5 protein-coding genes are annotated in these 12650 nt (G+C 36.6%); 2 read left to right on the top strand and 3 right to left on the bottom strand.

All coding sequences use genetic code 11. The annotated features are described in order from the left end of the window. Positions 1-1184: 1184 nt before the first annotated feature. Together CKF59_RS01080 and CKF59_RS01075 are read right to left on the bottom strand one after the other, a co-directional pair. Complete coding sequence (locus CKF59_RS01080) at positions 1185-2807, bottom strand: peptide ABC transporter substrate-binding protein (RefSeq protein WP_119534136.1); 1623 nt, start codon at positions 2805-2807, stop codon at positions 1185-1187. 71 nt (positions 2808-2878) lie between these two features. Next, positions 2879-4534, bottom strand: coding sequence for a peptide ABC transporter substrate-binding protein (locus tag CKF59_RS01075; protein ID WP_119534135.1), 1656 nt, complete (start codon positions 4532-4534; stop codon positions 2879-2881). A 1428-nt stretch (positions 4535-5962) separates the two neighbouring features. On the opposite strand from CKF59_RS01075, the gene CKF59_RS01070 reads away from it, so the two are divergent. Continuing rightward, complete coding sequence (locus CKF59_RS01070) at positions 5963-10471, top strand: two-partner secretion domain-containing protein (RefSeq protein WP_119534134.1); 4509 nt, start codon at positions 5963-5965, stop codon at positions 10469-10471. 302 nt (positions 10472-10773) lie between these two features. Beyond that, positions 10774-11904, top strand: a complete 1131-nt coding sequence (gene tsaD / locus CKF59_RS01065; RefSeq protein ID WP_119534137.1) for a tRNA (adenosine(37)-N6)-threonylcarbamoyltransferase complex transferase subunit TsaD — start codon at positions 10774-10776, stop codon at positions 11902-11904. Positions 11905-12019: 115 nt separating this feature from the next. On the opposite strand, the gene CKF59_RS01060 is transcribed toward tsaD, so the two are convergent. Beyond that, a complete protein-coding gene (locus CKF59_RS01060; RefSeq protein ID WP_119534133.1) occupies positions 12020-12556 on the bottom strand; it encodes a DUF805 domain-containing protein in 537 nt (178 codons plus the stop codon). Positions 12557-12650: the final 94 nt, after the last annotated feature.

Genomic DNA, 12650 nt, shown 5'->3' with positions numbered 1-12650 from the left:
TACTTTAACTTTTTTAGTTTCTGAGTATAAATGTTTCACATGTTCCATAGTAAATCCTCCATGAATATAGTTAAAAAGAAACTATTTGAGGAAAGCGTCTAGCCACAAATAGACTAAATAATCTTAATCTTTCTGTCCTTAAAAAACCATTTAAATATCAGTAGTGAAACTACCTACTTATATATTAGCATAAAGGAAAATAAAAAAACTATCTTTTTAGAAGAAAAAATTTAATTTTTTTATCTACCTCATAAACAAGAGGAAATTACCAGGGAAAGCAAGAGAAGTAAAGCTTATGTTGCGAGAGTAAACCTAATGTTTGTAGAGGTTTTAATTCCTTTTGAGTCAAGCTTTGAAGAGTGATCAAGACTAAAAATAGCTTGATCCAACTTATGGGGGTCATGCTAGTTTATAAAGACTAAAAATCTTAAAAAGACAAAAAGCCTAGAAGCTAAAAATATCAAAAGTTTAAAAGAGCAAAAAGCTAAAAATAAAAAGCTAAAAAGACTAAACTAAGTTACTTAGTCTAGCCTTGAGCGCTTCAAACAAAAAATATAGAGGTAAAAAAAATGAACGCTTTTAATTGGTTGAAATTAAAAGAAAGTTTAAATAGTTGTTTGAAGCTCCTCTTGTGGTTAGCAAGAGGTAAAACAGGAATTCGGATTTTTGAAAATTAAAAAAAGTTAGAGGATTTTTTCCTCTAACTACAAACTTAAAACTTTCTTTAAAATTCAAACAAATAATATCGGAAATACTACAATTATCGACTAGAGAACCACCACAGTTCTCTACGGAGTTACGCTTGGCTTAAGAAATAAAATAAATTCTTTAAATCAAGATAAACTCAAATTGTGTATAAACATAATCACATTACTTAAAACCAAAAACAGTAATGTAAGATAAAGCAATAACCACAAAGCTTTATTAGATATAGATTATCACAAAATCAGGTTTATTGCTAGATTTTTTATAAAAATTTTATAAAACAAAGAGCAAGAAAGATCTCTTGCTCTACAGAATTTAGATTCAATGATCTGTTCTAAAAAAACAAATATATACAAAATTGTTATGAGTTGAGTTTTTGTTGAGTAAATCAAGCTTTAGCTTTTTAATTTATAAAGTTTTAAACTTAAAAAAGCTTTATACTCAAAAAAGTTTTTACGAAAAAACTTTAAACTTAAAGCCTAGCGATTTTTCTCAGTGTTGAGATCGAGAATATACATGTCTCGGTAGTAGTTTAAAGCTAATCCTGTGTAATACCCGCCAAGCTCAGGTTTTTTGAGGATAAGATTCTCGGGGTACCATAGAGGTTCAAAAGGGCTATCTTTGATTAACAGTTCATGAGCTTGAGCATAGAGCTGTTGTCTTTGCTCTTTAGCGATAGTGGTATTTGCTTGATGCAATAATTGATCAAACTGCGGATTTTGCCAACGTTTATTATTAATCGGACTATAAGACAAGAAGATATTATAGAAAGTAGAAGCTTGCGGATAGTCCATCCCGTAAGTAGCAAAGATAAAATCATAATCTAGCTTAGGGTATTTAGCATAGAGGGCTACAGGTTCAAGAGCTTCTTGTTTGAGGATTACTGCTCCTTGTGAACCAGTTTTCCATAAATTAGCTACTGCAACATAGAGCTTGTTATTTTCATTACTAATTGGCTGACTTAAGGTAATTACTAGAGGGTTTTCAGGAGTATAGCCCGCCTCTTTCAGTAATTCTCGTGCCTGAGCATTGTTAGTGCTTTGACTATTCTTAAACCAGTCTTGTTGCTCAATGATTTCGAGGTCAGCTAAGTAGGGAAAAGCAAAAGCTGAAGTCGGAATATGAGCTTTGAGAACTTGGCTCGTTAAGAGTTTACGGTCGGTAAGTAATGAGAGAGCTTGACGTACTCTTGGTTCAATCCGAAAAGGATTAAAAGCTAAATAACTCGTACGTCCAGCAAGCACCTTATACACCTCTTGTGGGCGTTCTTGTTGTACTTTTTCGAGATACTGCGAAGGGATTTCACTGAAGAGATACTCTCCACTTAGATAACGCATATAAGAGACATTGGTATCTTTAGTATAATCATGACGAATTTGCGTTAAATGTACATTAGTTGCATCCCAATAGTCATCCCATTTAGTATAAGTCATCTGCTCATTAAACTGATAAGAGCTAATCTTATAAGGTCCATTGCCAACGAGATGTTCTACTTTTGTCCATTGTTCCCCATACTTTTCAATGAGATCTTGACGTATAGGAGCGGTAATTGGAGTTGAAAGCATCTCCGGTAGCCAAGCTACCGGAGCAGTGAGTTTTACTTCGAGTGTATAGGCATCGAGAGCCTTAACGCCTAAAGCACTTGGAGGCAGTTCACGAGCATAGATTTCTTTGCCATTCAGAATATTGGCATTAACAAGATAGTCCCCAAAAGGAGCAGCGGTATTAGGATCGGTAAGTCTTTGCCAAGAGTAGACAAAGTCTTGGGCAGTTACCGGTTTGCCATCTTGCCATTTGGCTTCCTTACGGAGATAAAAAGTCCAAGTTAGACCGTCTTCGCTTACTTGCCAAGATTGTGCTGCTACGGGAACATATTTCCCCTCGCTATTTAAGCGGGAAATAGTATCAAACACCGGTCGTAGAGTACGAAAGTCGGCGCTATATTTTAGATAATTGGGATCTAAAGTATCAGGAGAAGCTGGAAAAGCTACACGTAGTTCTTGTTGCGGAGCAAGTTTTGCTCCATTTATCTCTGAAGCTAGAGTTGCTTGAGTTAGGAGCATTAAACTAGCCCCTAAAGCAGATAAAGAAAGTTTGAACATAATTTTGGTTTTATTTGATTTTACTTGTTTGGATTGCTGAGAACTAAACTCCTAGTTCTCAGCTCGTAAATTTATTTGTTTTCATTCTTGGCTAGTTGGGGTTTACTAGCTTTTACATCTACTAAATACATATCACGATAATAGCGGATAAAGTTCTCCGTGTAGTAGCCTCCAAGAGCAGGGCTTTTGAGGATTTGGTTTTGCACATGCCATAGAGGAATCACCGGTAAGTCCTGTTGTAAAATGCTATTCGCTTGAGCATAGTATTGTGCTCGTTTTTGGGCATCTAACTCTTTATTTGCTAAGTTAACATAGCGGTCATACTCAGGGTTAGCATACATCCCTTGGTTAAAAGGAGAATTTGAAATAAAGAGATTATAGAAGCTCGAAGCCTGATCAAAATCGGCACTCCAACTTGCTATGAGGAGTTGGAAGTTCGCCGAGCGATATCTTTGTTGCCATACTTTAGTTTCAAGAGCTTCTTGTTCAAGTTGTACGATATTGCCCGAGTTCTGTTTCCACATTCCTTGTAAAGCGACAAAGATTTTTACATCTTCGGGATTAGTCGAAGTTAAAAATGTCAGCTTTAATGGATTTTGTGCCGAGTATCCTGCTTCTTGTAAGAGAGCTATAGCTTGAGCATTATTGTGTGCTTGTGGTTGTTCAAAGTAAGGAGCTTGAGTTGCTAATTGACCATCACGGATTCTTAAAGGTACTAAAGTGGTGGTGGGAGTATGAGATCCTATTACCTTTTGCGTCATAGTTTGACGATCAGTGAGGAGCGATAAAGCTTGTCTTACTCTAGCATCAGGAACATATTTCGGGTTAATGGTTAACCAAGAAGTATTTAAGGTACTAATTCTCGTTAATTCGTGAGGACGTTCTTGACGCATTTTTTCACGAAACTGATTAGGGATATTGGCAACAAGATAAGCTCCCTCTAAATATTTGTAGTAAGCCATGGTTGGATTATTAATAAACTCATGGCGAATCTCGGTAATATAGATATTTTTGGCATCCCAATAGTCATCCCACTTTTGGTAGACCATGTGGTCATTAACTACCGCTTGGGTAATTTTATAAGGACCATTACCTACTAAATGTTCTGGATTAGTCCAAGCCTCCCCATATTTTTCAATTAGATCTTTACGTACGGGAGCGGTATTTAACCAACCTAAAATTTCGGGTAACCAAGCTGTAGGTTGAGTTAGTTTGATCTCGAGCGTATAGGCATCAAGAGCTTTTACTCCGAGGGTACTCGGATCTTTTTTCCCTTCATTAATTTCCCGTGCATTGACAAGATTAGCTACCGCTAAATAGTCGCCATAGTGAGCAGCGGTTTTAGGATCAGTTAAACGTTGCCAAGCGTAGACAAAATCATCAGCAGTTACCGCTACTCCATCTTGCCAAGTTGCCCCTTGACGTAAATGAAAAATCCAAGTTAAACCATCCTCAGATTGTTCCCAAGAGCTAGCCGCTGCAGGGATATAGTTGCCCTGATTATCTAAACGTACAAGAGTATCAAATACCGGACGACCGGTTTGAAACTCTACTCCATAGTACATGTAAGTAGGATCAAGAGTATTTGGATAGGTATTTAAATTAAAACTTAAGGTTTGTTGTTTAGCCAAAACTACGCCTGGAGGTAGAGTTACCGCTTGGGCAAAAGAGGTAAATCCGGTAAACGCTAGTATAGCTAAACTTAATTTTGAAAATTTCTTGAACATAGAGACTCCAAAGAGTTAAGAGGTAAGAAGAAATTTTCTATTTATCAAAAAACTCAGGAGTAACCGCTCCTTGAAGATTGAGAATTTGTTTTAGAATACGCAATTATTTAAGGAAATTGATCTTAAATTAATTTACGGAATTAGCTATAGCAATTAGCTAGAGGTTTATATCCAAAAGTATTGAGTCTAGAGAGAACCAAGCTCTAGATAAAGAAGTCATAATTAGAGTTGTATCAAAGCTTTGTAGGGCTTCAAATTAAAAAACAACTATTTACGTAAATTGAGTTAAATAATTAAAGTGGAAAAATGAATCGGGAAAGTGAAAGGAAACTTCATCTCAAAGAAGAATAAGAAGTAAGCTTTAGGTGCAAGTCTTATTAAAAGAAATGCTTAGGGTAATCCTTAAGAAAAATCCTAGTTGATACCGGTTTTGTTACTTAGCTTAGAGGCTCGAATACAGGATGAGATGAGTTTACTTGAAGAGAAACTTAATGTTTTCTATTGCTGAGGAAAAATGAGAGGTAAGCACTGCACCACACAGTGATCAGAGGTTAAGCGACCAAGCTGTAACCATGTAAACAAATAAAAGCAAAATTATGGTTCTTTTTATCTTAACCTAAAATAAAGCTTAGGTGCAAGAAATTAAGGAGCAAGTTAAGAGTGCTTTTACTTTAAGCTCTTGATAATTAAGTTAAGATAGTTAAGGGAGGGGCTTGCTAGGGAAAGAGAAATGTTTTGCAGAGCAAACTGAGAAATGCCACAAAGGTTAAGTGGTTATTAAAATTTAGTTATCTTTAAAATTTATAAGAGAGAGCATAAATTGTTAAGTTAATTGCAGAGTATTGTTGTTTTGGTTGGAGTTTATTACTGATTTTTTGGTAACTTTTGCGACTTCTTTTAGGGTAAAAACTCATTATCCTAAAAATAAAAGCTTTACTCTCGTGTAAAAACTATTGCTAAGTTTTATAAAAAATTTGGTAAAAGTTGTAAAATTAAATAATTTTAGATTTTAGGAATAAGTTTGGCTCTATAATCAGAGGTAGGATATAAATAAAATCTTGTGACTAAGATTAATTTTAGTTTAATTAGAAACTAAAGAGCGAGAGCAAAGTTTTTGTTCAAGCTTAAAGAAGCGGAAGTTCTTTTTGAGGTTTTATGTTATATCTTTATTTAACCCAAACTTTCACTATAAACTATAGTTAGTTTGAGTTTTATTCTTTGGCAAGCTTTTGTAAGAGGTAAAGTACTAAAAAACTTTATTACTCTTGGAGCAAGTGCATACAGTTTCAGGTTTCTTGTGAATCTTGCAACTGTATATCTCCTTCAACATTAAAACTTATGTATTCTTGGTATCGAGATCAAATTAAGGTAAGAGTTAAAGTTTTTTTTAGTAATTTACTCTTGCAAGATTAGAGATAACTGCAAGATATGAATAAAATTTACAAATTAAAATTTAATAGACAAACGCAACAACTAGAGGCGGTATCAGAACTTGCAACTAGAGCAACAACAGGTTCAACTCAATCAGCAACTAGCTTAAGTAGCAAACTATTTAAACTAGGTAAGTTAGCGACTCTTTTCATTCCTTTCACGGCATTTATGTCTCTAGCCCACGCCGATCCTGCGCGTACGGGTATGCAAGTAGTAGCGGGACAAGTACAGACCCTTACTGAGGGTCTAGTGACTACTATTACTAACTCTCCTCATGCCATAATTAACTGGGAAAAATTTAATATCAATAGTAACGAACTGGTGAAGTTCGTCCAAGAAAATTCTAATTCAGCCGTATTAAACCGCGTGCTGGGCGGAAGTGTATCGCAAATTCTCGGTCAGCTCCAATCTAATGGTAAAGTATTTATCGTTAACCCTGCAGGGATAGTATTTGGGGCAAATGCGCAAGTAGATGTAGCAGGTTTAGTAGCTTCAACTCTAGATCTTATTAATGAAGACTTTGTCAAAGGTAACTATGTTTTCTCACAAGATAAAGAACAAGCTTTAGCTTCAGTAATTAACCAAGGGGTAATTAAGGTTGCGGAAGATGGTACGCTTGCTTTAGTGGGTGGCAAGGTAGTGAATAATGGAGTTCTCGAAGCTAAAAATGGGACAGTCTACCTTTTAGCAGGGCAATCTATTACTATTCAAGATCTAGATAATCCATTAATTTCTTATAAAGTTACCGCTGAGAATAAAGCGGTAAACCTAGGAGAAATTGTTGCGAAGAAAGCTTATCTCGCAGGGAACAAAGTAGCTCATAGTTATACTCAAGCTCAAGCTTTTGCTGATCTTGTGTCAGGAAGTTCTTCGGTTTCGGGAGTAAAAGTAACTGCTACGGGTGAAGTAGTACTCTATGGAGCTACAGCTATTGATGGTAGTCACAGTTTAGCGGTAGTTAATGCTGGTGTGCAAGCCCAAAAAGTAGATGTATTTGCTGATGTAGTGGTGGCAGAAAAAGCTACTCACATTACGGCTAGCGAACAAGTACGCCTCGGTGGTGATTACCAAGGTAAAGGTACAGTAAAATTAGCCGCTAAAACTACGGTACAACAAGGAGCTACCATTGATGTTTCTACAACCCAAGGTGATGCGGGAACCATTATTGTGTGGGGGAATCAGGCTGATGTTGCTGGAAACTTTATTGCCACTGCCGTAGAGGGCAAAGGTGGTTTTGTGGAAACCTCAGGAAAAGTGATAAGCGTTAGTGGTACGCAAGTAGATACCCGTAGTCTATATGGTGCAGATGGATCTTGGCTTATTGACCCTACCGAAGTAAAAATTGTAAATTCTACAACTTATGCTTCGCACATTGCTTCCGGTAAACAAGCTACGAGTAATAAGGTAGGAACTTTTGGTGAGGTTTATCTTGTTACCCCAAGTACAGAACAGCAGGTTTCATATATTAAAGATGAAGATTTATCGACTAAATTAAAATCCACCAATATTAGTCTTTTTGCTCAAGCTTCAGCAGAGGACAAAAACTCTAAAATTGAATTTGATCATGCTAATGTAACCGGAGACTCTCGCTATGGTTTAACTTTAGTGGCAAATGAACTTAAAATTACCAATTCGAATATTTCTAAACTAAGTTATTTGCTCTTCCTTAATAGTTTCCCTGGAATCGAAGCGAAAACCGTTACCGTATCCGGCAGTCACATTAAAGAAGTAGAAAATCTTGTGTTCTGTGTTACCAGTAATCTGAGTATAAATAATGCAAGTGTTTTAGAGGTAAATAGAGCTGCTCTTGTAGGAGGTAATCTTGCTCTAGATAATGTAAATATTACGGTGACCAGTAACGGTAATCAAGATTTTGGTGATTTCTATGCTTATGCGATTAATGGTAGTAATAGTCTGACCAATGGAACAGAAATAATTACTCAAGGTAAGGCTTATTTAACTGCTTCAGCTGATCTAACGATCAATAGTGCTTCGGTGACTGCGAAAACAGATGTTGCAACTAAAGGGAACAATGTAACTTTAACTGGGGCTAAGGCCTTTGTGGGAGCAGGAAATGTCTCTTTTGAGGCTAATCAAAGTGTTACCTTTACGAATAATGCTAATGTGGGAGCAAGAGAGGGCTATCTCTTGGTCGAGACTGCTCAAGATATAACTGTAGCAAATGCGTCGCAGTTATCTGCAAAAACCAATATTAATTTACGTTCAACGGCGCAAGATGTAGTGGTACATAATGCTACAGTTACGGCGGGGCAAGATTTAACGCTTGATGGTAATCGTGATACTTTAGTGGTAGGGGCTAATCTTATTGCAGGTAAAGGTTTAGCGGTAGTTACCGGGACAAGAGATGCTCTTGTGTACGATTCTGCTTTAGTGAGCCAAGAAAATCTGAGTCTAGTTACCAGTAATGTAAGTAAAGAAGCAATTGCAGGAGATTTAATTATTGCTAATGCTAGTCTGACTTCCAAGGCAAAAAATGTAAACCTTGAGGTTAATAATCTTGCCTTGGTCAATACTAATGTTAGTGCTACTGCTGGTGACTTTAATGTAACCACCAAAGGTATAATTGCGATTATTGCTCAAGATAAACTAAATAATTTCACCGCTAATAATGCAATGTTATCGAGTCGTAAAAATATTGGGGTGAATCGTACTGAGTTTGTAGTAACGGGCAATCTTAACTTTAAGGCAGAAAGAAAAGTAGGCTTAAATCAAGGAACTAAGTTAACTACCGATAAATTAAACTTACAAGTTCCTCAAGCTTATGTCATAGATACCCAAATTAATGCCAATGAAGTTAACTTTGAAACGAATAATACCTTATGGATACAAGAGAATGAGTTTAAGATTGGTAAGTATTTTAATGTAAGAGCGGAGATAAGAGGAGATTCGGTAAATAATAACTACTCTACGACTGAGAGAGGAGAAATTAATTTTAACCTCGGAGAAAAAGGAGAGTTAATTTCTATTCATGATCAATTTATTAATCTCAGTGACTTAAAAGTAACCGCAGATAAGGTAACCTTTGAACAGGGGAACACCTCTAATTTAAGTAATCTTACTTTAGAAACGAAATCGGATCTTATCCTCAGCTCAAGTAGTTTTAATGTGCTGGATAATATTAAGGTAAGTGTAGGAGGGAATCTAGATTCGATAGCCAATACTTATGGCACTGAAATGGGAGAGATAAACTTTAGGGTAGGGGGTGAGTTCGTATCGGTTGATGATAAATTTAGAGGGGGTGGTAACTTCACCGCTACTGCACAAAAATTATCTACACTGCAAGATCACAATAGTGAATTTACGATTAAGGGAACAGCCCAAATTGAAGCCGAACAAGTGGATCTCGCTCATGCTAAATTAGTAGCGGGAACTCTAGAACTTACTCTCGGAAGCTTAAATGCCTCAAATAGCCAAATAACTACGACAAATGGAGCATTTACACTAGTGGCAAATAAAACGGTCACTAGAGCTACGAGTTTTGATGAAAATTGGAAAGTTACTGCAGAAACATCTATACCTAACCACCTCAACTTTAGTCAAGCTCAAGTGCAGACAAACTCTGACTTAAAAGTTAGCGGAGCTACAACTTTAGTTCTAGAGCAGGCTCAAGTTAAAGCTGGAGGCGGGGTAGAATTACAGGCTGAACAAGTAACCGCCAATAATTTAAAAGTTCAAGCTGGAATACCGGTAAGTGGTAGTTTAGTAGGTTTAACCAGTGCTGAGGGTACAGTGAAGGGAAGTGCAGACTTCACTTTAGTGGCAAACTCTAGCCTAAATCTGACTGGTTTAGAGGTAGAGGCAAACGGCATTACTATTGCTGCTAAGCAATTAACCCTTAATCTCGCAAACCTAAATGCGACAAGGGAAGTAAAACTTGAAGCAAATCAAGCTTTAGTGGTGACTAATAGTAATCTCACTACCCCAAATGCAAGTATAGTAGGAGCTACAGGTCTGAGCTTAGAAGCTAATAATATTACGGCGACCGCTAAAGGAGGTGATCTTGCTTTATCGGCGCTAAATGGAACTTTAGTTTTAACTAAGAATAGATTTGAGAATTATCAAAATCTTACTGCCAAGGCTCAAGAAACTCTTGTGGTTACGGAAAATAATCTAAGTTTAGATCGTCTCCTCTTTACACTTGCTCAAGCTAAAGAAAACTCGGTAGTCTTTGTTACTAATACGGGAGTTATCGAGTATATCCCAAGAGTTAATGGTAAGCTCTTAGATAAAGCAACAATTTTAGCGGAAAATCCAAACTTAACCATTCGTGAAAAACTAGATCCGTTTGTTGCTTTAGGGATAGATTTTAGTGGAGTAAGATTACCTGATATCTTTGCAGATAATCGTAGATTTTGGTTAATTGGAAATAATTTTGATCTTCGTCGTCTTGCATTCCCTTTAGGGGAGTTTGCTCCGAATGCTCAACCTTTACCTGAGATTAAGACTCTAAATACAACTACTCTTGAAAGCTCAGCTAGCGAGTAAACTTTGTCTCAGCTTGGTATAGACTTGCAGAGCTAGGCTATAAGATTGAGGTCATACTGAGTTTGAGTAAAGAAAATACTATTAGTAAAGGGCAAGGTGAATATTTTAAGAAAAGCAGAATTAACTAACAACTAACCTATCTTGAGTCAATCAAGATGTTTCTACTCCTCTCTGGTATTAGCCAGAGAGGAGCTTTTATTTTCTTGTTAGGGAGAGAATTATTAATTTGTTATAATAGGCAGGGAAAAGAACTTTTAACTTGATATTTTATCGTCGTTTTTTATAGCGACGTCTTTATTATGATGCAAACAACATATCCTCATTTAGAGAAAGTAAATATTCTCGCTATTGAATCTTCTTGTGATGAAACCGGAGTAGCCATTTACAATGGAGCTCGTGGCTTAATTGCCAATCAATTATTTTCGCAAGTAGATCTCCATGCTTTATATGGTGGAGTCGTGCCTGAATTAGCTTCACGTGATCATATTAAGCGTGTCCAACCTTTGGTTGATGATGCCTTAAAAGAAGCGGGCTTAACTCTTGAGCAGATTACAGCAATCGCCTATACTGCTGGTCCGGGACTAATTGGAGCTTTACTGGTAGGGGCGACTTACGCTAAAACCTTAGCTCGTGGCTTAAATATTCCTGCTATAGAGATTAATCATTTAGAAGGACACTTATTAGCTCCTTTTTTAGAGGATGAAAAACCTGAGTTCCCGTTATTAGCGGTGTTAATTTCGGGAGGACATAGTCAATTTGTTTATGCTCAAGATTATCACCACTATCAAGTGTTAGGGCAGTCAGTTGATGATGCCGTAGGGGAAGCTTTTGATAAAACGGCGAAACTCTTAGGTTTACCTTATCCAGGTGGACGCTTACTTTCAGAATTAGCAGAAAAAGGTAATCCTGATTTTAGTTTTGCCGCTCCAATGATTAATCGTCCAGGAGTAGATTTAAGTTTTTCCGGCTTAAAAACGGCAGCTTTAAATAAAATTCTTGAACTCCAAGCTCAAAATCCCGAAGGGCAATTAAGCGAGCAAAACAAAGCCGATGTCGCTAAAGCTTTTGAAAATACGGTAGTAAGAACCTTTTTAATTAAAATTAAGCGTTGTGTAGAGCAAATTCATCAAGAACAAGGATTTTGGATTAAGAATATCTTAATGGTAGGGGGAGTATCGGCAAATAAAACTCTACGTGCTGAGCTTTCAAAAGAATTTAATCGTCGTGGCGTAAAATTCTTTTACGCTCGTCCAAGTTTTTGTGTGGATAATGGGGCAATGATTGCGATGGCGGGTTTTGCGAAATATATTCGCTTATTTGGGACGCAAGAATGTCAACCAACCTATGCTCAAGGGCAAGAGTTTAGTTGTAATCAAGTAAGATCTCGCTGGTCGCTTGAAGAACTCAAAGACGAACCTCAAAGGCAAAAGTAAAAGATTGTAAGATTAGAGGTATAATTTTTAGCAGTAGCTAATTAAAAGTAGCCTCTAAACTAATTAATAAAAACTAAAATAAGAAAAAGTCTTGGTGCATCTACCAAGACTTTTTTTATTGATGTTTACGACTATCACCATGGAAGCTATAGTTGTTACGCTGCCCATAGGCATGTTTGAACCATTCTTCATCATCATAGATATAGTATTCGTATGCAGGCTTAGTTTTGTAGGGATTATTTTCTCGCTTTGAGGGACGAAAACAGAGATAGAAAAGTAAAAATAATCCGAGTAATGGGACGATAAACGTAAAAATATACAAGCCACTTAGACCTGAATCATGAAGACGACGTACCATTAAAGCCGCATTACTAAAGAGATAAGCCAACCAAATTACCGCAAAAACTAAATTAAAAAGGCTTAATGCAAGTGCACTCGCCTGTTCTTGCCCTAGAGTAGTAAATGGAAGTAAAAAATACGACAGGAAGTAAGCTGAAATAAACCAAATTAGAGTTAATCCCCAAGAAATAACAATTTTGAGATTATACTCACGTCTTCTTTCATAACCTTCAAAAGTAAGAGCTTGACGATAAACATCCTTAAATAGAGTACCAACGGTTGGCTGTTCCTTTGGTGATTGTTTATAGTCCATAATTGTATTATTCCTATTAAGTGCGCAAATAATTGTTGGAGAAGCGCATCTAAGTTTAATTTAAAGTGTTTAATTTAAATGTTTAAATTTAAAG

This window comes from Psittacicella gerlachiana (genome assembly GCF_003585965.1).
Classification (GTDB): domain Bacteria; phylum Pseudomonadota; class Gammaproteobacteria; order Enterobacterales; family Psittacicellaceae; genus Psittacicella; species Psittacicella gerlachiana.
The sequence above is the reverse complement of the archived record's forward strand: the minus strand, read 5'-3'. Positions and strand labels throughout refer to the sequence as shown.

Coding starts and splice junctions, on each gene's coding strand:
- CKF59_RS01080 (WP_119534136.1), bottom strand. CDS start 2,807: ATGTTCAAACTTTCTTTATCTGCTTTAGGGGCTAGTTTAATGCTCCTA.
- CKF59_RS01075 (WP_119534135.1), bottom strand. CDS start 4,534: ATGTTCAAGAAATTTTCAAAATTAAGTTTAGCTATACTAGCGTTTACC.
- CKF59_RS01070 (WP_119534134.1), top strand. CDS start 5,963: ATGAATAAAATTTACAAATTAAAATTTAATAGACAAACGCAACAACTA.
- tsaD (WP_119534137.1), top strand. CDS start 10,774: ATGCAAACAACATATCCTCATTTAGAGAAAGTAAATATTCTCGCTATT.
- CKF59_RS01060 (WP_119534133.1), bottom strand. CDS start 12,556: ATGGACTATAAACAATCACCAAAGGAACAGCCAACCGTTGGTACTCTA.